At 32.2% G+C, this 23,955-nt stretch carries 14 protein-coding genes and 1 tRNA gene; 4 read left to right on the forward strand and 11 right to left on the reverse strand.

The window, feature by feature from the left end:
- Positions 1–93: 93 nt before the first annotated feature.
- From mutS to WOVOC_RS02945, 8 genes are all read right to left on the reverse strand, one after another.
- Positions 94–2,607: a DNA mismatch repair protein MutS gene (gene mutS / locus WOVOC_RS02910; protein WP_025264257.1), complete on the reverse strand. Its 2,514-nt coding sequence runs from the start codon at positions 2,605–2,607 to the stop codon at positions 94–96.
- A gap of 1,252 nt (positions 2,608–3,859) precedes the next feature.
- A complete protein-coding gene (locus WOVOC_RS02915) occupies positions 3,860–4,555 on the reverse strand; it encodes a 5-formyltetrahydrofolate cyclo-ligase (RefSeq protein WP_025264258.1) in 696 nt (231 codons plus the stop codon).
- Positions 4,539–5,168, reverse strand: coding sequence for a ferredoxin reductase domain-containing protein (locus tag WOVOC_RS02920; RefSeq protein ID WP_025264259.1), 630 nt, complete (start codon positions 5,166–5,168; stop codon positions 4,539–4,541). The genes WOVOC_RS02915 and WOVOC_RS02920 overlap by 17 nt, the downstream gene beginning before the upstream one ends.
- Before the next feature lie 30 nt (positions 5,169–5,198).
- Positions 5,199–5,286: transfer RNA gene (locus WOVOC_RS02925), tRNA-Ser, on the reverse strand.
- A 40-nt stretch (positions 5,287–5,326) separates the two neighbouring features.
- Positions 5,327–5,428 (reverse strand): phage BR0599 family protein, encoded by a 102-nt coding sequence (locus tag WOVOC_RS04930; protein WP_410543211.1) that lies wholly within the window; start codon positions 5,426–5,428, stop codon positions 5,327–5,329.
- Between the two features lie 706 nt (positions 5,429–6,134).
- A complete protein-coding gene (gene gyrB / locus WOVOC_RS02930) occupies positions 6,135–8,507 on the reverse strand; it encodes a DNA topoisomerase (ATP-hydrolyzing) subunit B (protein ID WP_025264260.1) in 2,373 nt (790 codons plus the stop codon).
- A gap of 2,138 nt (positions 8,508–10,645) precedes the next feature.
- Positions 10,646–11,392: an alpha/beta hydrolase gene (locus tag WOVOC_RS02940; protein ID WP_025264261.1), complete on the reverse strand. Its 747-nt coding sequence runs from the start codon at positions 11,390–11,392 to the stop codon at positions 10,646–10,648.
- Between the two features lies 1 nt (position 11,393).
- The gene (locus WOVOC_RS02945) at positions 11,394–11,921 is read right to left on the reverse strand and encodes a c-type cytochrome (protein ID WP_014868743.1); all 528 of its coding nucleotides are present in this window, start codon (positions 11,919–11,921) and stop codon (positions 11,394–11,396) included.
- A 143-nt stretch (positions 11,922–12,064) separates the two neighbouring features.
- Between WOVOC_RS02945 and recJ the strand changes: the two genes are divergently transcribed.
- Entirely contained in the window at positions 12,065–13,804 is a 1,740-nt protein-coding gene (gene recJ / locus WOVOC_RS02950; protein WP_025264262.1) for a single-stranded-DNA-specific exonuclease RecJ, read from the forward strand.
- 553 nt (positions 13,805–14,357) lie between these two features.
- On the opposite strand, the gene WOVOC_RS02955 is transcribed toward recJ, so the two are convergent.
- The gene (locus WOVOC_RS02955; RefSeq protein ID WP_014868745.1) at positions 14,358–14,828 is read right to left on the reverse strand and encodes a hypothetical protein; all 471 of its coding nucleotides are present in this window, start codon (positions 14,826–14,828) and stop codon (positions 14,358–14,360) included.
- Between the two features lie 75 nt (positions 14,829–14,903).
- Between WOVOC_RS02955 and miaA the strand changes: the two genes are divergently transcribed.
- From miaA to WOVOC_RS04800, 3 genes are all read left to right on the forward strand, one after another.
- Positions 14,904–15,890: a tRNA (adenosine(37)-N6)-dimethylallyltransferase MiaA gene (miaA, locus tag WOVOC_RS02960; protein ID WP_025264263.1), complete on the forward strand. Its 987-nt coding sequence runs from the start codon at positions 14,904–14,906 to the stop codon at positions 15,888–15,890.
- A gap of 2,173 nt (positions 15,891–18,063) precedes the next feature.
- Positions 18,064–18,396, forward strand: coding sequence for a hypothetical protein (locus WOVOC_RS04795; RefSeq protein ID WP_025264264.1), 333 nt, complete (start codon positions 18,064–18,066; stop codon positions 18,394–18,396).
- Positions 18,397–18,434: 38 nt separating this feature from the next.
- Positions 18,435–18,701: a hypothetical protein gene (locus WOVOC_RS04800; protein ID WP_025264265.1), complete on the forward strand. Its 267-nt coding sequence runs from the start codon at positions 18,435–18,437 to the stop codon at positions 18,699–18,701.
- A gap of 309 nt (positions 18,702–19,010) precedes the next feature.
- Here WOVOC_RS04800 and purH read toward each other — a convergent pair whose 3' ends face one another.
- Both purH and fumC read right to left on the reverse strand, forming a co-directional pair.
- Complete coding sequence (gene purH, locus WOVOC_RS02975; RefSeq protein WP_198642982.1) at positions 19,011–20,558, reverse strand: bifunctional phosphoribosylaminoimidazolecarboxamide formyltransferase/IMP cyclohydrolase; 1,548 nt, start codon at positions 20,556–20,558, stop codon at positions 19,011–19,013.
- A gap of 1,382 nt (positions 20,559–21,940) precedes the next feature.
- A complete protein-coding gene (gene fumC / locus WOVOC_RS02980; protein ID WP_014868748.1) occupies positions 21,941–23,332 on the reverse strand; it encodes a class II fumarate hydratase in 1,392 nt (463 codons plus the stop codon).
- Positions 23,333–23,955: the final 623 nt, after the last annotated feature.

Raw genomic sequence — 23,955 nt, forward strand, 5'->3', positions numbered from 1 at the left:
TAGATCAAAACCATATTAGAAGAACTTAAATAGGTATACTATGATAGAAAAACTTACATTAGAAACTTAACAATAGCATAATCAATAAACTTCTCAGGCCTTTAGCTCCTTAAATACTGCACTTGCTCTGTCCAGCACAGAATCAGGAAAACCAGCAAGTCTTGCTACATATATTCCATATGACTCATCTGCAATACCCTCAACTACTTCATGTAAAAAGACGACTTTTCCGTTCCATTCTTTTACTTTTACACAGAAACATTTTATATTTTTTAAATATTTACCTACTTTAGTTAGTTCATGATAATGAGTTGCAAAAATAGCGCGGCACTTATTTACATCATGAATATGTTCAATCACCGCCTGAGCGATAGATAATCCATCATATACTCCTGTACCTCTGCCAATTTCATCAAGTATCACTAAGGAACGTTCTGTTGCCTGATTGACTATAGTTGCTGTTTCAAGCATCTCTATCATAAAGGTGGAATAGCCAGCCGTTACATTATCTGTCGCACCAACTCTGCTGAATATCTTGTCAACTACTCCAATGTGCGCACTATCTGCTGGTACAAATGAACCCATATGAGCTAGAATTGCAATGAGAGCATTTTGCCTCAAGAAAGTACTTTTCCCAGCCATATTGGGACCAGTGATTAGATGCATACCAACCAAATTAATACTATTTGCAATAAATTTACCATCAATTTCAACTACTGGATGTCTTCCATTATAGATGTTGAATTCTTTACTATCGTCAATAATGGGCTTTACGTAATTATTTTGTACTGCGATCTCTGCAAATGAAGTCCTAACATCCAGTTTAGCTAAAGCATTTGCGGCAAGAGCAATCTTCTCAGATTCTTTAGCGATTTTACTGCATAGTTCACCAAAAATTTTTATTTCCAAGTTAATTATAGCGTCACGCGCTGCAAAAATTTTATTTTCCAATTCCTTCAATTCACTAGTAGTATAGCGTATGCTATTCGCTAAACTCTGCCTATGAATAAATATATTCGAAGTTAACTTATGACTCGTTGACACTTCGACATAATAACCAAGTATATTATTGTGCACTATTTTTAGTGAGGCAATACCAGTCAGATCGCAATAAGATTTACGAAGCTTAGTTATCAGTTTATTAACATTATTGAGCACATAGGATAACTCTGATAATTCTCGATTATACTGTGGATTAATAAACCCACCTTCTTTTATCGAATTTAAGTCATTATCAAGCACAGCATCGTTTAGAAGCTCAAATAATTCTTTATGATTGCCAAGGCTTTTATGTATTGCACTCAGTTCATCTTCACCTGGTTTTACTGTCATTCTAGAGCTTGATGCTGAAATCTGTGTCTTAATCTCAGCGTTTGACACTGGGATAATATATCGTCGCAAGAGAAATTCATTCTTGCCGGATTCAATTTTACATAAGAACTCAGACAACTCTAACGTTTTTCCAAGACCCACTTTCAATAAATTAATATCTTTTGGTGAACCACGCCCTATCACCAAACGCGACAACGACCTCTCAATATCTGGAATACTAGAAAGTATTTCTCGCACCTTTTTACGCAACTTGTGGTGATTTACAAAAAACTCAACAGTGCTAAGCCTTAAATTAACCGCTTTAGAACAAGCAAGTGGTGATGCGAGCATTTGTTTAAGCAAACGTCCACCAGAAGCTGTAACTGTGTGATCAATAACTGAAATTAGTGAACCTTTTCTTTCACCAAATTGAGTTGAAAATAATTCAAGATTTCTCCTTGCTGAAGCATCGATGAGCATAAAACTTTGTTGCTTGTATGGTTTTGGCAGTTCAAGCCTTGGAATACAACCTTTTTGAGTTACTCTCACATATTCAAGCAGCACACCGCAGGCTATAACCTCCACTTTGCTAAAATTTCCTATGACCCCAAGTTCTCTAATCTTATAAAATTCGCACAACGTTCTATAGGATTTATTATACTCAAAAAAACTCTGAGCATGTTGTGTAATTGATATTTTATAGCTTTTTAAAATTGACCTGATTTTCTTATCTTCAATGAGCTTTTCAGAAATTAATAATTCCTTTGGTGATACACGTAGCAAGTCATTATCTAAAGCTTTCAAATTCGTTATAGTGTAAAAAAACTTTCCTGTTGATAATTCAAGCCAACCAATAGCATACTCTTCATTTTCTTCAACTATAGACGCAAGGTAACTATTGCTTTTATCTTCCAATAATGAATCTTCGATAATTGTACCTGGAGTGACAATTCTGACTACGTCACGTTTTACTATAGATTTATGGCCCCTTCTTTTTGCTTCATTAGCAGTCTCTAACTGGTCACAGATTGCTACTTTAAACCCTAAATCTATTAGTTTATGCAGGTAAGATTCACTATTATGTGCCGGGACTCCACACATTGGTATATTCTGTCCACACAAATTACCTCTTTTAGTAAGTACTATATTTAGTAGCTTTGCAGCTTTGATAGCATCATCAAAAAACAATTCATAAAAATCTCCTAGCCTATAAAACAACAAATGATCTCTATATCGAGCCTTCAAGTTTAAATATTGTTCCATCACAGGAGTGTTTTTTTCTTTTATGAGACTCATAGTATTTTTTAATACGCTATATTAGCAATAACTTCAGATTTATCGTTATATATAAATAACATAGAACTTAGATAGAAACCTTTACACATACAAAAATAAGCTTTTTAGAAATATATAACGGATTTCTTGCAGCCCTCCTTTTTTACAAACTACACTAAAATTATATGAAATTTAAACTCTTTGAAAAGCCTAAATTGCCATTTATTACTACATTAGGTTATGTTAACAACTAGGAAAAAATAGAAAGGCCTCTCTTATTATTATTTTTAACTTTTTTGAAAAATAATGTACGCTATGAAAGTAATACGCTAAGTTGAATAAGTTGATATTAAAGGATCACTTCCAGGAATAGTTGTTAGAGCATTCGATGATCATCAAATATTCATACACAATTCCTTGTTACCAAAATCAAAATGGGGCAACAATTTAATTAATAGTCCTTCCAAAACAGATCACATTTTTGGTATGTTCTTCTCTAAAAAAGAAGTAAATTGCTTTAATCCTCATCCTCTGATGCGGCCTTTTGTAGCACGTGAAGAGCTTTTTAAAGCAAAACATCGAAAAACTTAAAGTTCTCTCTCTTAGTAAAATTTTGGCCCAAGGAGGAATGCTTAACGTATAATTATATGTGTCAGCATTTAATTACGGCTAAAAATATTTATAATCTCTCTCACTATTGTTTTAGTTAATTAAAAAAAAATCCACGAGAAAAACTTATGCAGTGTAAGAGACTCTTAAAATAACTCCAGAAAAATTTTGCTGAGTGCAAAGTTAGATTAGGAGCCTAAGGTTGTACATAATCACAGCACAGTATATGCTACCAACACTAAACAAACTGATGAGTTCCAAAACTTCCTTAAAAAGTTTTTACATAAAAGAATATTACCACACTTATGCACACAGCTTTATGCTATTATTGATTTGAGATAATTTACATCCTCTCGAATGGCAACGACGTACAACGTCTACTTATAATATTACTCCTTATTATAAAGAAAGTTATTATTAACGCCATTATTATACCTAAGCGCATTCTTCTAATATCACAAAAAGCAAATACTATAAGCATCAGAAGTATACGTCATGATTAATTCCCTCATTCCTTAATAATATAAAACCACAATCATCCAATGCATCATCAAAAGTATGATAAATTAATAACTTAATTATAGATTGACAAAGCTCTAAAATTAAAGAAGTTATAAACATCACAACAGGATATCTATCTGTAAATCCTTACTTTATACTATTACTATAAAGAAAATAGTTGAAAACTTAGATATTTACACCAGCCCAAAGAGCAATCACAAACTTGAAGATTTAGATATTGCCTCCCAAACTTACTAGAGAAAGAGAAATCAAGTTCATTATGCAACCGACAATTTAAAATTGCAGGAAAGTTAACTAGAGAATTACAAGTATTTTGATACCTATACCTGATACGTGCTTCAGTGATCATAATATCCAGTTTTTGATCGTGTTTTTCTACTGGCAAACTTTTATAATATTGTTTTTCATAAGCTACACCTATAAATATTTTTCCAAATGGTCGCAATTCTTTTATCACAGCATCATACCAACCACCACCAAAACCCAGCCTATTAAGATACTCATCAAAAGCAATAACAGGAGTAATTATTATGTCAGGAACTATGTTGCTTCTGTCTATTTTATTCCACTCCTTAAATCTTGGTGGCTTATTTCCATCAGGAATTGCTACTTTATAACCTAAATTAAGCAAACTATGCATCAAGGGCACAACATTTATTTCTTGATCAATTGGAATATAAGCCGCAATTGTTCTGCCTTTAACGTAACTTAAGTTTTGATCAAATAGATTAATAAGAGAATTTGCTACATAATTAGAATAACTCTCATCAGTGTTTTTTCTTATAGCCCTATATTGCTTCCTTACCTCCTTTTTCCGCTGTTTAATATCTTTGAGCATAATCTATCCACTTTGCAGTGAGCTTTTCTTGCAAACTGTTTTGCTTCAAACGCTCACTTAAAAAATCAAAGTCAACAAAATCCATATTCTGGTCTTGATTAATGCAACTATAAACAAAACTCTCTTCTCCTGTTTCCAGGTTTATATGCCGTTGCACACATTGAGCGCAAATTCCTTTCATCATACACTGCATAGGAGAATTAATTGACGATACTGCCACGTGGTCAGATTTCAGATATGGCTTTAAAACTGTTTTCCTAGCTTCATTTACAGCTTTCATCATGTTATCAGAGCCGATAGTAATAATTTTATCTATAGCACCTAAATCAATCGTAGTATCACCTAATATTCCCTGTTGATAAGAGATTATCGCATTAACTATATTACCATGAAAAGATTTGTCTTGACTTCTGCTTGTTTCTATCCACCCCTCTTCACATGCCCAAACTACCGTATTCGACGCATATTCTATCAGTGCTTGTTTAAATAAATCATTTAATTTTTTATAGCCAGCAAAGTACAGAACCTTATTATTATTTTTAAGGTATGCCTTCCCTATTGGGAATAACACTGCATTTCCGACCCCACCACCGATTAGCATTATGTTTTTCATGTTTTTCCTTCTATTTTCCTACATGTGATACGGAAAAGGGGGGATTCGAACCCCCGGACATATCTTTATATGTGCACGCTTTCCAAGCGTGTGCTTTAAACCACTCAGCCACCTTTCCACATACTATATAATATTAAAAGTAGTACCATTAAGCAAGTTCAGTTATAAAAACTAGGTATATAAGGTTCACAACAAAAATTTACAATATTGTTAAACTTACTTTCGCGTATTAAAAACATTTTATCGCAATTTACGAGTATTAAATATTATTCATCTCTGGCAAAATCTGCTATGGATGTACGGTGAATAATGCAATTACTTTATCCTTATACCTTTCCATACAACTTCAAATTCTGCGTGTAGCACTGAATTAAAGAATTTAACCAACTTCAACAATAAGTCCCTCTGTTTAATACTACTTTGCCAGTTCCAAATACAAATTCATCTTTTTCTGGCCAAAATCCCTATTTATAACTTACAAGAAACACCTCAAACTTACAAAAAGTTGCACTTCTCTGATAAAATATCTTCTTCTTTCATATTACCACTATTTAATATTCTCTTAGTTTCTAGGCTATCAGCCTTTAAATCTACATTCAGTATTATGCTACTAGTTATAAATCAACTTAAAGATTTATAAAACATACTATTAATGCTCAAATTCTCATCATAATCAATGAATCTTATTATTTTTCTATTATAAGCATTGATTTTCAGTAATAGCAATAGTAAACAATTCCCTAGCTAAATGGGTTTTCAATGTAATTTGCATAGGTTCCTTCTATCTAATTATCTAATCGATTAAACTTGAAAAACGGACGGCAAATAAGATATTGCCATAGTAACAAAAAATTATAGAACACTACTTGCAAAAGTAGTATATCAAATATTACATAGTTCAATAAGGACAAGATCCACGTGAAAATATACAGTATAACACTGAATAACAATAAAAGTAAAAGAAAGTTAAATATCAATATCATGCACATTAAGTGCATTATTATTGATAAAATCACGGCGTGGTTCAACCATGTCACCCATTAGCACTGAGAATATGTTATCTGCCTCTTCGCAATTTTTTATTTCAACTTTTAGTAAAGTCCTAGTTTCCGGATTGAGCGTAGTTTCCCAAAGCTGATCAGCATTCATCTCGCCAAGACCTTTAAATCTCTGCAGAGTTAAACCTTTTTTGCCGTAGTCCATCATCGTTTTTGCAAGTGCACTCGGAGATTTAACCTTTATTTCAGTTTCTTGTGATTTTAAAAATGAATCACCATTAAATAAGTCAATTATATCATCAAGATAACTGAGTATACTAAGTATTTCTTTACTTTCAAGTATGCTAAGTGGAAATACATACTTATCTGCTAATCCTTGAAATAATTTAGAGACATAAACTTCTTCACCTTTTACTTCTACTTCCCAAGTATATTTACTATAGATCAACTTTAAGTATTTTAAAATCTCATTAGTAGATAATAAAGCATTTTTCTTACTTAAAATTAGTAGCGACTCTAACAGATTTTGTGGTATTTCTCTGTCATAATTTTTACTAATATTTGAAATACTAAGGCATTTATTCAAAACAAAGCGTAAATCCCTGTTTATACCATTTAATGTTAATTTTTTAACTGCTGAGTTTACTATATACTCTTCAAAGGTTTTATCATCTTTGATATAAGTATCTTTAGCATTTTTTGTAACTTTATAAAGAGGAGGCTGTGCTATATATAAATAGCCTCTTTCAATTATTTCACGCATATATCGAAAGAAAAATGTCAAGAGCAGAGTTCTAATATGTGAACCATCAACATCCGCATCTGTCATAATGATAATTTTATGGTACCTAATCTTCTTAATATCAAAATGCTCATTTCCTATTCCTGCACCAATTGCCGTAACTAAAGAACCAATTTCTGCAGATGAAAAAACACGACCAAGTCCCACACGTTCTACATTTAAAATCTTTCCTTTTAAGGCAAGTACTGCTTGTGTTTTTCGGTTACGACCCTGCTTTGCAGAGCCACCTGCAGAATTACCTTCTACTATAAATAACTCTGATAATTCAGGAACTTTTTCCTGACAATCAGCAAGCTTTCCAGGCAGAGTTACAATATCAATATTGCTTTTATTTTTAACTAACTCTCGTGCTTTTCTTGCAGCTTCTCTTCCTTTGGCCGATCTGATAACTCTTTCTACTATACTTGTTGCTAATTTTGGATCAGTTTCAAGCATTGAACTTAATTTATCAAAAACTATGTTTTCTACAACTGTACGCGCTTCAGAACTAACCAATTTGTCTTTTGTTTGTGAAGAAAATTTAGGTTCAGGCATTTTGAGAGATAAAACACAAGTTAATCCCTCTCTAATATCTTCTCCAGTCAAATTTACTTTCGCTTTTTTTAAAAAACCCTCATTAATTGCATAATTATTAATACACCTAGTTAATGCAGACCTAAACCCTGCCAAATGTGTACCACCACCCCGTTGTTTTATATTGTTTGTAAAGCACAGCATATTCTCGTAGTAGGAGTCATTCCACTCCATCGAAACTTCTATACTGATACCAAGATCTTTTGCATCACCTCTTATACTAACAATCTTAGTAACATGTATCTTATTTTTATCTAAATATCGTATAAAATTTGCTGTGCCAAAATTACCTTCAGATTGCCTACTACCATTAAAGTAAGATTCCATACATGGTCTGCTGCGTAGGTCACGCAAAGCGATGTTGATATTCGAATTTAAAAACGCTAGTTCTCTGATACGACCTTCAAGAGTGAAGTAGCTAAAATTAATGTTACTAAAAATTTCTATTGATGGCATAAATGTTACTTTTGTTCCTCTTTTGTTTATGTTTTCATTCATCACCTTTAAGGGTTCAATGGACTTACCATTTTCAAAACGTATAAAATACTCTTTCTTGTTGCGCCAAATGGTTAATTCTAGCCAGCTTGATAATGCATTTACAACCGAAATCCCAACACCATGTAATCCGCCGGAAACTTTATAACTATTGTTATCAAACTTACCACCTGCATGCAACTGGGTCATTATTACCTCCGCTGCTGACATTCCTTCTTCCTCATGAATACCAGTTGGAATGCCACGACCATTGTCAATCACAGATACTGAACCATCCTCATTTATGCTAATTTCAATTTCATTACAATACCCAGCTAAAGACTCGTCTATCGCATTGTCGACAACTTCATACACCATATGATGCAGACCAGATCCATCATCAGTGTCACCAATGTACATACCTGGACGCTTTCTTACAGCATCAAGACCTCTTAAGACTTTTATTGCATCAGCGTTGTAGTTATTTTCCATGGAATTGCTTTATTTATAAATATTAACTAATATTATATTTGCACGTACTAATTAGCAACATTTTTAAACTGGAAGAAAAACTTTCAGCCGTAATACATAAATAAAGCATACTAAATTACCTGTACAAAGAGATTTACATACCATCCCAACATACAGGTCTAAATTGAAATGATCATCAAAACCCTGCTTTATATTTTAAGATAAATAGCTAAAATATAGTTTAGCTTACCCTTTTCATTTAAGCTTGCAAAGCTTATGTAGAATAAACTACTCATATACTCTTTTAATTTCTCTTCCTTTTTTACTCGTTACTTAACCTATTTTGAACTGTTGACTCTTTTTCCTACTAATAGTCTTATGTATAGTCACAGTACAACATCACTGCTTCAGGCAATAATTTTAGCAACCTATTACAAATCTTTTCTTAATCTTCTTTTAAAAAGTTACCGAGGTTTTTCTTAGCCATTAAAAAAAATCTCGCACACCACTTCTTTACAATTCTACTGGTCTTCCGTTGATCTAACTTAATAATTACTGATGAACATAAGCCAAACAAAGATTAAAACAGTTTATCTGATGCTCTACCTGTATGACATCGACTTTAGTTACCATAAGTTGTGGATATACCTATTATATAAGAACTTTGACAAGCATATCCTCTTCATTTTTTATATTTCCCATTCCTTAAAGGAACTGTTTAGTCTTCCATCCCTGTGCTTTCATTATTGCAAGGTTTCCAACATAAAATGAATGCTTTAGCGTTCCTCAAAATTACTCCCCCTATCCTATTGATAAACCTCAAACACTTATGTGCTTGAGATTTTTAATCCTTTTTAAATTCATCAAGTGTCAGTCATATTTCTTCCAATTCACCTTACTGCGCATAGAATACCTCTTAACTTAGATGCCCTTTATATTATCTATGGGTTTATCAATACTTTAATTTATACTAAAACTATATTTAGATCGTGAATGGTTTGTACAATAAAAGAAAGAACATCTATTAAAATCTTGAACAGAAAGTATATTTTTTCAATGAGCATCCAACTTAGCAAGTTGTAAAAAGAATATAGGCAGCGCTAAAAAATATATAAGAAATAATGATAAATAAGGTTAAAATAGCCTTTAATATTACCTTAATGATATTTCAGGCTAGAGGCTAATAATTTTATTTCATTTTTCTCTTGGCTTTTAAAAAAAGCTACTAAACTTTTCTAGGACAATCATCAACAGAAGGAAAAAGTACTGTACTATTACTATTTCTTTTTGTTACACCCGTTTTGAGTTCGTATATTAAATATTTGATAACCCTCTCCCTATTTTACTATCATTTTCTACCTTAGCATACTATCTAACAGACAAAAAATAGAATTTATCCAACATTATCTATACCTTCCAGTATTCTCTCTATTATTAATCAAAGTCCGTATTACACTTTTATTTCTGTACAAAACAGCAAAAAGAAAAGAAGTAATTACTCAATGCTTTTTTCTCTTTACATTAATTTTGTTGCATCACATTTAGCTAGCAATTCTATAAATTCTGGCATATTTTAAAAATTATAAGGTGCACTGGTGTTAAATAATTTTTAACACTTTTTTTAAATTTTTGTATCAATACTTGCTCTGCTTTTTATCAACAACTCCACTATTCCTAATAGTCTACATTCGACAGTAATGCATAGCAGTGTACGAATTATGTTTGTAATCATCATTAACATTCATATCATACTTTGTTAAAGTTTTATAACTTCAACATTATTCTTCTAAATTATCCATAAGAAGAACATATCAACCTTTACTATGTACATTAAGGTTTATTTTTAAAGCAGATAAATTCTTTTGACTAACTCCTCAATTATTATCTTTAACTAACTTTGCTCATTTTTCCTTCTACGATATCAAAAAGCAAATTCAACTATCATAAGGACTCTCAAGTTCCTCTGAACTTGGCTTTATCTCTTGTGCCCTCTACTTTACGAGCAATACCCTTCTTTCCATTTTCTTTACTATACGAGATTGCAAACATATTAATCCCATATATTACCAAAACTTATTATTAAGTTTTCATTAATACTATACTAATAAAATTAAAGCTCTAATTAAATAAACCCGGCAAATATGGACTACCTTAATCAGCTACACAGTAGGCAAAAATTCTTTAATGGTCTGAAATAAAATTTCTAATGAATGATCGTCAGACATATCATGTTTTGCTGATTTCGTCAAATGCACTTCAACATCAAGTGATTTGATTTTTTTAGCTAAATTTAATGAAGTCTGATAAGGAACATCTTTATCATTAATACTATGCAACAAACGCACAGGAGAATTTATGTCTATTCTTTCTTGATTTAAAAGAAGGTTCTTCCTACCATCTTCTATTAAATTCTTAGTTATTTTATATGTACAACTCCCAGAAGTAAAATCTACTACATTTTTAGAATCTAATTCTTCTTTTTGCTTGTCTGATAACTGCTTGAATATTAAATCTTCAGTAAAATCAGGGGCAGATGATATACCAATTAACGCTGCAATCCTTTCTGGAAATTGAAGAACAGTGAGCAACATCATCCACCCTCCCATACTTGAGCCTATAATTATCTGTTTTCCACTGGTTAATTCATTAATAACTCTAGCACAATTTTTTTGCCAATCGCTTATTGTATAATCAATAAAATTTCCACTTGAAGAACCATGACCAAAATAATCAAACAGTACAAGCTCTACATTGTTTTCTTGACAAAATTTATAAATAGCAGTTGCTTTAGTTCCATTCATACTGGATGCAAAACCACTAAAAAAGGCTATAGAAGCTTTTCTCCCTTTCAACTTTCGATATGCTATATACTTACCATCTTCATCAAATAATTTACAGTAACCCATATTATTTTGGTAAATCAATCGGGTTATCACTTAATCCCCGTAAATAGCTGACCAAGTCAGCTATTTCTTGTGGGTTAGAAATACCTGCAAATGCCATGCGCGTACCTTTTATATAGGCTTTCGGATTCTTTAAAAAAACAAACAGCTCCTCATACCCCCACCTTCCACCCTTTTCGAACATTGCTTTTGAGTAATTAAATGAATCACCAAGGTGTGCTTTTTTATTTCCAACTACATTCCACAAGTTTGGCCCTACCTTATTAAGTCCACCTTTTTCAAAACTATGACAAGCTACACACTTCTTTGCAGCTAACTTACCTTTCTCGAAGCTAGCATTCTGCATGAGCGCTTGAATATCAAGCGCTACTTGTTCAATCTTTTGCTGAGATTCACTGTCACCAGCAGCTACTATTGTTTGGTGTTCAATTTTATATTCCTCTGGACTGTAAAGCATATCAACTATATTACTGACTATCATAATCATTAGCCCAGAAAAAAGAATCGATGCTGCAACTTTATTAAGCTCCATAGTTAATTTTCATCAACTGGTATTACTCAAGTAATACAAATATTTTTACAAAACAGCAAGCAATTAATTTTAAAATAAATTAATTCATCTTCATAGTAGAGCCAAATCAAAAATTCTAGTAAAGTAGTTTTATTTGCAAAAATATGCTATTTGATATCGAAAAGCGCAGCATAACAAACACACTATGGAAGTTGCAAAAAGCAGATCAAAGGGAAGTCTTAACCCTAATTCAGAAGTTTGAATTACCAGAAATATTAGCGAGAACACTTGTTACTCGCGGTGTCAATGTAGAAAACGCAGTCAACTTCTTATACCCACTAATCAGATTGCTACTACCAGATCCATTTCACCTTCTTGATATGGACAAGGCTGTTTACCGTATAATACAGGCAATAAATGATAATGAAAGCGTGGCAATATTCGGTGACTACGATGTCGATGGCGCAACATCATCAGCATTGATTAACAGGTATCTAAGGATGATTGGTATGCACTCTATAACTTACATTCCAGATCGTATTAATGAGGGCTACGGATTAAACTCAGATGCTTTATTACAATTTAAAAAGAAAGGTATTAACTTATGCATTTCCGTTGATTGTGGCACGCTTGGATATCAACCAATAAAAGATGCAAGAAACTTTGGCCTTGATATTATAGTTGTTGACCATCACCTTAGTACAGAAAAATTACCAAGCGCTGTGGCAGTTGTTAATCCAAACCGTCTTGATGAGAGATCTCCTTATAGTAACCTCGCAGCAGTGGGAGTATCATTTCTTCTGATTGTTGCTCTTAACAAGAGCTTACGTGAACAGGGGTTTTTTACTAACAGAAAAGAACCAAATTTATTTGATCTGCTAGATCTGGTTGCCCTTGGTACTGTTTGCGACGCTATGCAAATTACTGGCCTTAATAGAGCATTCGTCTCGCAAGGATTAAAAATTATGTCAACAAGAAAAAACGTTGGCTTACGCGTTTTGTCTGATGCACTAGGAATTCTTGAAAAGCCAAGTGTTTCTCGGCTTAGTTTTAACATTGGGCCATGCATAAATGCTGGAGGAAGAATTGGAGAAGCATCTCTCGGTACAAGGTTGCTCTCTACAGACGATGAAGAAGAAGCACATTCCATTGCATCAAAACTGATAAATTTAAATAACGCGAGAAAGATAATGGAAAATAAGGCTTTTGCGGAAGCTATAACACAAGTGGAAAAATCTATCCATTTAGGTGAAAACTTTATAATAGCAAGTGGTAATTGGCATCAAGGAATAATTGGTATAATTGCATCGAAGCTAAAAGAGCAGTTTCACTTGCCGGCAATAGTGATATCTTTAAACAATGGAATAGGGAAAGCAAGCTGCAGGTCAATTCCTGAAGTCAATATCGGTGCTGCAATCCTTTCCGCAAAGTATATGAATTTAATTATTGAAGGCGGTGGTCACAGTATGGCAGCAGGATTTTTAATTAAAGAAGATAAAATAAATGACTTACATCACTTTTTTACTAAGAAGTTTACAAACTCCACAAATAATAGAGCTTTAAAAGCCGATGGTATAGTGACTGTTAAAGCAATAAACTTATCTCTGTGGAATCAATTACAGCGTTTAGAACCATTTGGTATTGGTAATCCTGAACCAAGATTCATTATTCAAGGAGCAAAGATCAGAAAACCTAAAGTTGTAGGAGTTGACCATATAAAATGTTTCATTGCTGATAATGATGCTATAGTCAGAGCTATCGCGTTTCGTTCTGTAAATACTCATCTTGGTTCTGCCATCACACAGGGCAATATTGAAGCTATTTTAGGTAAAATCTCCGTAAATTACTGGAATGGTAACGAATTTGTACAGTTTTTAATAGAAGATGCATTAACCAGTAACTAAGTAATCCCATAAAACTAAATCCAAGTCTTCTGGCTTTAAGTAATTAAGTAGCTACTTATAATCAATTTTTAGTAACTAGCTAGCTTTTGTAAATAGAATTCCTACAATGCTCAACAGCACATCGTACATGTTATAAACTAAGAAACTACTCAGTAAATTTTGTCAACCCCTTCCCCTAAAACAGATCAATCTGTGCAAATTAAACGACAAGAGTATTACAATATTTAATTTTTGCGTTATGTTGCACTCTATACCTTTACAATATTTTTACAAGGCAGCCTCCCTTTTATCTATATTATTATATAATGCGAAAAACACACTTACAAAGTGTTTAAGGTAACACATAACTTTAATTTAAAAAATTAAAGAATAAAACAAAACTATTTACTATAGTTTTTTTTGCCTTTTTTCTCTATTTAGTAAATCTTCTTAATATTTATGCTAAAGCAATTTAAATGCACGTAATGTACAAAAAAAATGCCATCACTTTTTCTCTGCTTAGTCTATAGGTTAAATTACACAAGACGCTAATATTAAGCCTATCACAGACTTATTATAGTCCAAACTCTTCATTAATTTTATCAACTATTTCTTGTGGTGGATCTTCTCCCCATCCTGAATACAAAATCTCTCCATAATCTGCAACATCCATAGAACCAGTTCTGCTTTTTGCAAGAAACATCTCTCTCTTATCTTTACTAACTAATACATAGTGCCACGCTGACCTTCCACGATCTTTACCACGAACTAGATATATAAGATCTGATCTACTTCTTCTTGCCGCATCAACAAAGGATCTCTCATTGAGAATTCTGCTTCTGCTTTTTATGCTGCCACTTTTGGAAAAAGCTTCCTTAGGCTCAGTTTTTTTGCTTGCTAATTCAGAGATTCTCCCTCTTTCTCCTAACGCACGTTCCTTTGTATTCTGAGATGAATACTTGTTAGAAAAACTTCCCCCTGTATAACCATAAATCCTGCTTGAAAAACGCTTAGTAAATGAATTATTATCGTTATCTTCTGTCATAAAAGTCTCCGAACTTTAGATTGTAGAATCCAAATTTTTGCTACACTCTATTATATGTTAATCAAATTAATATAAATGAAAAATAGTATAATAATCATTACAGGAATTACAGCTTCAGGTAAATCAGAATTATGCAATAATCTAATGAAAAAATATTTGAATATTAGCATAATAAACTGTGACTCAAAGAAGATATACAAGGAAATTCCCATAATTACTGCTCAGCCATTGAAGCAAAAAAAACCTTATAAATTGTATGGATATGTTTCGGCAAGAGAAAACTACTCCGTGGGTCTATGGCTAGAAGATTTGAAGAAGGAAATCAATAATGTATTAGAAAACTCACAAGTACCAATCATTACTGGAGGAAGTGGGTTTTATATCAGCAGTTTGATCAAAGGCTTGTCATCAATTCCACAAATAAGTCAAGAAGTAAAAAAAAATGTAAGTGAGTTCAGAAAAAATTTAAGCAAAGAGGAGTTCTATAAATTAGTGTTAAACAAAGACCCAAAAATTCAAGGTAAAATATTCATGAATGACTCACATCGCCTTTCAAGAGCACTTGAAGTTATTACTGAAACTGGCAAGTCAATTTTTATATGGCAAGAAAATAGACAGCCTCCTTTAATCAATAATTTTAAGATATATACAATTTTACCTAAACGCGAGGAAGTATATCGAAAAATAAATTCCCGCTTTATTACAATGATTAAAAATGGAGCAATTGATGAAGTAAAAAATCTACTTGGTATGAACTTAGCCTTATATTTGCCAGCCATGAAAGCACATGGAGTTCCAGAAATTATAAAATACTTAAAAGGTAAGATTACCCTAAACGAAGCAATACAAATTGCTCAAACAAATACAAGACATTACGCAAAGCGCCAGTATACTTGGTTTAAAAATCAACTCCCAAACTCTGAAGTAATCAACTGCATAGAAGATTTTCACTCTTCCTTTAATCTAATACAGCCTTTTTTACTACTTATTCTGTATAACAGTCTCGATGTATTGATTGGTAGTTTAACTTGTTTTAAGTACTTTTTACTTTCAATAATCTAGCAAAGCTACCTGTTTCATTGTAACTACACATCTTTCTCCTTTATTATCCTTTTATATAATTAGCCAAAAATGCTCTTAATCAATTCTAAAAACTCTTTAAATGACATCAAAACAAACTTTTACTTTTTGTTGCATTCCATCGACAACTGGCTAATACCCTACCCCTTCAAAAATAGTAAGAGATAACTTACTATCTTTTATATATTACGCATCTTTCCCATCCTAAGATTTAAGTGAACTTCAGTAAGCTACGCAACTACTTATATAATTTTTCATTTTAGCTTTGTAAAAGCGTTAGTAGAAACTAGCTCTTCAACTGTAACTGTGCATAGCCTGAATCACTATAACCAATATGCATTGTTAATGATTAAACCTGAACAATAACTTGTATCCCATAGGTAAATAAAGAAGATACGTTCCTTTAACATACAAGGCACTTACATACCTTATTTGGTTACAATCAGTAACCTTCCCTCCAAGGGGTAATCCCTCTTGGAACTTGAGTTTCAACATATTTAAACATTCTCTTAAAAACTTCTTTTACAAAAAAAAACGGTAGTCTTCATCTTACTCTCTTTGAGAGTAAACTATTATACTCTGTATATAATTTTTCGATCAAATTTCTACTTATATTTTTGTTGTCAATAACAAAATCTATCCTTTGAAAATTTTTACAAACTTGTTCATCAGAGCTTACTGATCTATTATCCTTATCGGCTCTTAACATACTAAAATTAAACTTTTTTGTTCGAGTTCTCAGCGAATTACTGAACTTTCTTTTTTCTCCTATATAAAATCATTTATTATCAACATCTTAATACAGAATGCAGTAGTACAATACATGAAATATTTAATAAGCCAACAAAAATACTTAACACTGATACAAGCTCTACAACGACAAATAGTAACAGCCTCATCACCAAACTATAGAACCTTTAGAAGACCTCTTATTAAGGATAAAAAGGTTTTACACATACATAAATCCCAGCAAACAACCAAAAGTACTGATTTCTCTAAAATAGCAATTTAGAGAACATATCTAAATTTCATTTCACAATACTGCCTAAACTCTGTGGTGGAAATAAAGTAATGAACCTACTGTTTTATAGGCCGTCCAGTCATATAGATAGAAAAAAGTCATTACTTGATGCTCAAATTGAAAAATTTCAACTTTCATGGCAAAAGTTTGTGAGCATTACCCGCCTCACTCTTAAAGAGAATCCCATATAAAATAGTCATTGAAAGTAAAAGTCAATACATACTTATAATCTTTTTTAATTATTCAATTAATTATTGATATAAATTATTTCCAAACGGAGCCAATATAATTATTAGTGAAAACTCGAAAAATTTCCCAAACATTGGCAAATCGCTCATCCAGATTATGTATTGCTTAACATTAGCCTATTTTAAAAAAATAGCTAGCATAGAATCGGTTTACTAATTGTATCGCAACATCACCGATAGAAGTACCGGAAATATGATAAGCTCTAGTTAAAAAAAACTGCCCAATTTGCCAGAATGGATAAACGCCATGTTAATCAAAAAACTGCTAAGTTGAAGAGAAAATATTATGAAGTTGCACAAGCCAAGCTCATTAACTGAAGCGGAATTTTCAAGGAAAAGGCTTACTTATAGTAATTTTTACATATCGACTAACACTAAAACTTCAAGAGAAAACTATGTAAAAAAAAATGAACAGAGAATTTACAATATCCAATAAATATATAAAAAACAAGTCTTGAATAACTATCGTTTTAAATTAAAAAATAATCAAGTTAGTATAATAGGTGAAATTTCAGAAGATAAAAACCTTAAGCACCATATGATAAGTAAGTTTACTTCAAAGTGATATTGGTAGTGGAAAGACCGTGATTGCACTTTTTGCAATGCTTAATCTAGTAGAAAACAATATGCAATCAGCTCTAAGCACCAACTACTATTATCTGCAGAAGCACAATACCATTATTAAATCAAAAAGGCTTTATTCTGTACTGATAATATAAAATTACTCTACTCACTGGTGAGACTACACGCAAGAAAAATTATCATGAATGAACTTATAAGCGGTATTTTAAACATAGTGTTTAGCACTCACGCACTATCTCAAGCTAACATCACATTTAAAATTTTTGGGCTTGCAATTATAGGTGAACAATAACGATTTGTAGTGATGCAGAAAAATCGCTTAGCAAAAAAAGGAGAAAATGCCGATATACTTTTTGTTACTGCAACTCCAAGAACTTTACAGCAAGCCATGTATAATAGTATTGAATACTTAGTTTTAAGGAAAAAGAAATCAGAATCCAGATTATCAATAAAAACTGTCACTATAAATATCAAGAAAGTACTAAATTTTACTAAAAGGTTCAAGAATACTATATATGAGCAAAAAAGCATATTGAATTTATTCATACATAGTAGGAAACGGGGGAGCTCAATATCACTGCAGCAGAGATGCGCTTCCAGGAAGCATAAAAAACACTTTTTAATAAAGTCGAGATAATATACAGGAAATTAACCAAGGAACAGAAAAATCAAGTTATGTTTTCTCTCAAAAAAGATAAATTTTCTCTGCTTGTTACAACCACTGTAATAAAAGTTGGCGTAGACATACTAGATGCAACAACCAATTCTAATTATAGAAAATACAGAGCAACTTGGATTATCGCAATTACACCAGCTAAGAGGCAGCGTAGAACGAGGAAACAAACCATATTATTATACAATAACTTAAGTCAAAGCTCACCCTCAAAGTTAAAGATAATGCGTAAGTCGCAAGATGAATTTTACATTCTGGAAAGAACATGATATTAAGAGACAGAAGAGATATTTTAGATATAAAATAATCAGGATACGTGAAGTTTAAATTTTGCTAATTTATACAAGAACAGAAAGTTACTTAATCTCACATACAACAACACAAAAAGCACAATAGTCAAGAATAAATCTTTTAAATTACTGCTTGATATATTTGAACACAAAAGTAGGCTTCATTTCTCAAAGTTTCAGTAGATTTATTGCATAGCTCTGTGTGTTATTGGTAACGTGAAAAACCGTACACATTCACCAAAGTTGTGATGATGTGAAAAGAAAATTCCTAGCTATAAGATATAAAACTTAATGAAAGAAGCTACGAATACCAGTAAAAAACATAGCGATTTTACTCTCATTTGCAGCTGCTATCACATCTTGATCTTTTAGCGAACCACCAGGCTGGATTATCGCTGTAATTCCATGTTTTGCACTTTCTATTATACTATCTGGAAATGGGAAAAATGCATCTGAAGCAAGCACAGCACCTTTACATCTTTCACCTGCTCTTTTTATTGCAATGTCCACACTGCCTATTCTACTTGTTTGCCCTGCACCGATGCCAATAGTACATCCACTTTTTGCTATAACTATCGCATTGGATTTCACATGCTTACATATTTTCCAAGCGAAAATCAAATCTTCCTTTTCTTTCTCTGTTACAGAATGCTTCGTCACTTGGCTAATTCTTCCTGCCTCTATCAAGTAGTTATTATTTTCTTGTATTAAAAAACCACTAACAACATTTTTGATCTGATATTTTGTACTTTTCTGAAAGGGTTTATAAATAATCACTCTTAAATTCTTCTTTCTTTGTAAAACTTCTAACGCTTCACTGTTTACTGATGGTATTATCACTACTTCTAAAAATATCTCACTTAATTTCTCTGCTAGCTTTAAATCTAGCTCACGATTTAAGGCTACTACACCACCGAAACTGCTTATTTCATCACACAATAAAGCCTTTTCATATGCTTCCAAAGCGTTATTACCAACAGCAGCACCACATGGGTTATTATGCTTGATTATCACTGCTGTAGGTTCTTTAAATTCAGAAACTATGTTAAGCGCAGACTCTACATCTAGTATATTATTATAACTCAACTCTTTACCATGTATTTTTTCTAGCGGACATTTTGTAAACTGATTGCCATAAAATGCAGCTTTTTGATGAGGATTCTCTCCATATCTTAGTTCTTGTGTTTTATATCCGTATAGAGCAAAAAACTCTGGTAATTCACTATTCTTACTCTGTGATAAAAACCAACTATAAATAGTAGAATCATAGTATGCAGTGAGAGCAAACGCTTTAGTTGCTAGATATTTTCTATATTCCAATGTTGTTTTATTGTTGTTTTCAATCATTTGAATTTTTAGTGTTTCATAGTCCTGAATGCTAGAAATAACTGAAGTAAAATAAAAATTTTTTGCTGCAGCTCTAATTAGAGCTACTCCACCAATATCAATTTGCTCTACAATTTGCTCCTCATCTGACCCGCTACTCACTGTCTCCCAGAATGGATATAGATTAATTATAAGAAGATCTATAGGCTCAATTCCCAAACCTTGCATCTCCTCTTTATGCTTTTCCCGATCACAGAGTATCCCTCCATGAATTTTAGGATGCAAAGTTTTCACTCTACCACCTAATACTTCTGGAAAGTGTGTATAATCTGAGACTTCTCGCGTTTTTATTCCAGCATCAGATAGCACTTTACAAGTATTCCCTGTTGAAAGAACTTCCATTTGTTGCTGTATTAAAAATGATGCAAGGTCAATTATATTTGACTTATCATAAACCGATATTAAAGCTCTTTTCACTTCAAATATAGAAAATTTCTTAAGATTATACACAAAAAAAAAGAGTTGTCTATAGCTCTAACCCAAGCTTTTCAGTAGAATTTCTTCTTACTAATTATATCAGTTCAGTATTGTTCGCGCAGCTTCACGAAATACAGCTAGTTCTACACTCTAATAATCCCATTTTAATATTCTACTATGCTGATTAACTTCCTTAAAGACACACTATTTCAGTATTAATCCAATATAAGCATCAACCATTTAAATATTTTTCTATATTTCACCATAAATTGATACATATTACCTATATCATCATATATTATATTAAAGCTTTACGTACAATTATCCTTTTCATTGCTCATATTTTCTGCTTAAACAAGCAAACCTCTTATAAAATCTGTTTTATTTTCTATATACATTTCTCTATCTTAAAAGAAAATCTCACTTAGTTTATCTCTATAATTTAGAATATTTTCTCGCTCTTTTGTGATCTCCTTTCAAGCAGTTACGCAAAGCAAATAATAGCTTTTATGCTTTCTACTATCCTGAATAAAACACAAGCATAGAATAAATTTTGCTATGTGAACTTAGTAACTATACATATCACCTACTAAATATCATTTCTCTGTTCCGTAGATACTCATATTGTAATTCCCCCATAGCTTTGTGATATGATCGTCCACCAATTTCAATGATTTAACAGTTATACACGTATTTATAACTGGCTTTTCAAGATATTTTACTATTAATATATCATCAACATGCTCAAGATCAATTATCCAATTTTTAACTTTAGATAATATTCTATTTCTTTCTTAAATTGAATAGAGCAAAGTTTATCATACTCTCGAATTTGCATCATATTAACATCTAGAAAATATCATCCCTATTACAAACTGGCATTAATTAATCTAATAAACTAGCAAGTAAAATAGAAAATTTAACCGTTTTTTCTCCTCTCGCTATTACAGACTTATACCACAATTAAGCTTAAATATTCAGCATGAAAAAGCTTCTTACAAAATTCCTCCTTTGTTGCCATCTAAATAGCTGACACTGGAATCTGTTTTCTTTCCTTTTTTAGATCTCAGCATCACTCACTAGAGTGACACTAAAAAGTAGACCATCATTTCTCATATAAACAATAGTTTTGCAAGAAAACCCAGATTACTTTCACTTAAACAATAAATATACAAGGATCCTGCTAACTTTATTGTTTGATTCTATTCCCATTTTAACACTTCCTATGAGCATTGTGGGTGTAGAAAAAAAACTGCAAATTATGGAAATTACTCTTAAATTAGATCACAACTCCTCAAATAAACTGCATACTATAAAGCAATTACATATACAGTAAGAAACTAAAAATGTTAGCAGGTAAGAGAAAGAAAGGGATAAAGGAAATCACTTTAAGCGTTGATAATAAAACTAGTCGCTTATAGGTTCACCATTTCTTCCGGTTTCACTATTTTTTCAAATTCTTTCTCAGTAAGCAGGCCTAGCTTCATTGTCGCTTCTTTTAGAGTGATATTTTCTTTATAGGCAAGTTTCACTATTTTTGCTGCATTGTCATACCCTATGTAGGTATTTAATATAGTTACTAGCATTAGTGATTGATTCACCAAATCTTTTATTCTTTTTTCATTTGCTTTGATACCAAGCACACATTTTTGTGCAAAATTTAAACTTGCGTCAGCTAAAAGTCTTATAGACTGTAAAACATTGTAAATTATTACTGGCTTAAACACGTTCAATTCAAAATGACCATTTGAACCACTAATAGTTACAGCAACATGGTTCCCCATAACTTGAGCACATACCATAGTTATTGCTTCACATTGAGTTGGATTTACTTTACCTGGCATAATTGAAGAACCAGGCTCATTTTCTGGTAATGTTATTTCTCCAATCCCACATCTTGGACCAGAACTAAGTAGCCTTATATCATTTGCAATTTTCATTAAACTAACTGCTATCGTGTTGAGTGTTCCACTTAACTCAACTAAAGCATCATTTGCTGCCAATGCTTCAAATTTGTTTTTTGCTGAAGTAAACGGAAGACCGGTGATTTTTGCTATTTCCTTGGCAAAACTCTCGGCAAAGCCTTGATTAACATTCAATCCTGTACCAACTGCAGTACCACCTTGTGCAAGCTCATATACATTGCTCAAAGTTAATTTTATCCTCTCTATTCCCTTTTCAATTTGAGTCATATAGCCAGAAAACTCTTGTCCCAGTGTCAGAGGCGTTGCATCTTGCAAATGAGTACGGCCTATTTTTATTATATTTTTAAATTCCTGAACCTTATTATCTAACGCTTTATAAAGCCATTCAAGATTTGGAATGAGAAAATGATTTATTTGCTTTGCCACTGCTATATGCATTGCTGTTGGAAAGGTGTCATTTGATGACTGACAACGATTCACATGATCATTTGGGTGTACAGGAAATTTACTACCTAAATTACCACCTAAAATCTCTATTGCACGGTTACTGATTACTTCATTCATATTCATGTTGGTCTGAGTCCCAGAACCAGTTTGCCATATAACAAGAGGAAATTCGTCGTTGAATTTACCATCTATTATCTCTTGTGCAGCTGTGCAGATTGTATTACCCACTTTTTCGTCTATAGTACCATACTTCATGTTCACACGTGCTGCTGCAAGTTTTACCACCGCTAACGCTTCAATTAGAGGTTCTGGTATTTTTTCTATGCCGATTTTGAAATTGTCCAAGGAACGTTGTGTTTGTGCTCCCCAGTAATGTTCATTTGGTACTTTTATCTCACCTAAGCTATCTGATTCTAGCCTACTTTTTTTACCCATATTCCCCCCTTTCATATCATACAAACTCGAATACGACTTCACTACATATTTCTCTCATGTGAATATTTCTACATCTTCATCATTAAACCATTACTAATCCACTAGTGTCAAGTACACTGGTATTATAATAGTTCGAAAGTAACTCCCTTTATAAGAAAGTATCAAGAACTAGCATAATATCTCTTTGAACTCTTAAATTATTTTAGCTATTAATAAATTTACTAAATAGAAAAAGAACAAAGATTGTTAAGAGTGCTATTCAAGTAGCCAACACTAAGATCAAAAAATACAGATTCCGATGTTACACCCTGAAATAACATTACTTATTATAAAAATAAATGTTTATTTATGAATTGCTTTAATATTTAAGAAATTTATCAAGTAAAAAAAGCAAAAAACCTAGGATAACTAGTACTCAAATATTGCTTACCAATTTTTGATATCCTCTTTGCTGTCTTAAACATTTTATAAGTGCGCTTCAGCACTTGTATAGGCAAAAAACTATAGAAACTTTATCAAGATAACAACACACATAGTATGAAAAACTAACATGAGATGCCAAATACATTGAGTTTTATCATTAACCTAATACAGAGATTACAAAAGTGAATAAAACATCTTCA

Origin of the sequence: Wolbachia endosymbiont of Onchocerca volvulus str. Cameroon (assembly GCF_000530755.1) — a bacterium.
Classification (GTDB): domain Bacteria; phylum Pseudomonadota; class Alphaproteobacteria; order Rickettsiales; family Anaplasmataceae; genus Wolbachia.

Coding starts and splice junctions, on each gene's coding strand:
- WOVOC_RS04795 (WP_025264264.1), top strand. CDS start 18,064: ATGCAGAAAAATCGCTTAGCAAAAAAAGGAGAAAATGCCGATATACTT.
- WOVOC_RS02945 (WP_014868743.1), bottom strand. CDS start 11,921: ATGGAGCTTAATAAAGTTGCAGCATCGATTCTTTTTTCTGGGCTAATG.
- miaA (WP_025264263.1), top strand. CDS start 14,904: ATGAAAAATAGTATAATAATCATTACAGGAATTACAGCTTCAGGTAAA.
- fumC (WP_014868748.1), bottom strand. CDS start 23,332: ATGGGTAAAAAAAGTAGGCTAGAATCAGATAGCTTAGGTGAGATAAAA.
- WOVOC_RS02940 (WP_025264261.1), bottom strand. CDS start 11,392: ATGGGTTACTGTAAATTATTTGATGAAGATGGTAAGTATATAGCATAT.
- mutS (WP_025264257.1), bottom strand. CDS start 2,607: ATGAGTCTCATAAAAGAAAAAAACACTCCTGTGATGGAACAATATTTA.
- gyrB (WP_025264260.1), bottom strand. CDS start 8,507: ATGGAAAATAACTACAACGCTGATGCAATAAAAGTCTTAAGAGGTCTT.
- WOVOC_RS02920 (WP_025264259.1), bottom strand. CDS start 5,168: ATGAAAAACATAATGCTAATCGGTGGTGGGGTCGGAAATGCAGTGTTA.
- WOVOC_RS02955 (WP_014868745.1), bottom strand. CDS start 14,828: ATGACAGAAGATAACGATAATAATTCATTTACTAAGCGTTTTTCAAGC.
- WOVOC_RS02915 (WP_025264258.1), bottom strand. CDS start 4,555: ATGCTCAAAGATATTAAACAGCGGAAAAAGGAGGTAAGGAAGCAATAT.
- recJ (WP_025264262.1), top strand. CDS start 12,065: ATGCTATTTGATATCGAAAAGCGCAGCATAACAAACACACTATGGAAG.
- WOVOC_RS04800 (WP_025264265.1), top strand. CDS start 18,435: ATGTTTTCTCTCAAAAAAGATAAATTTTCTCTGCTTGTTACAACCACT.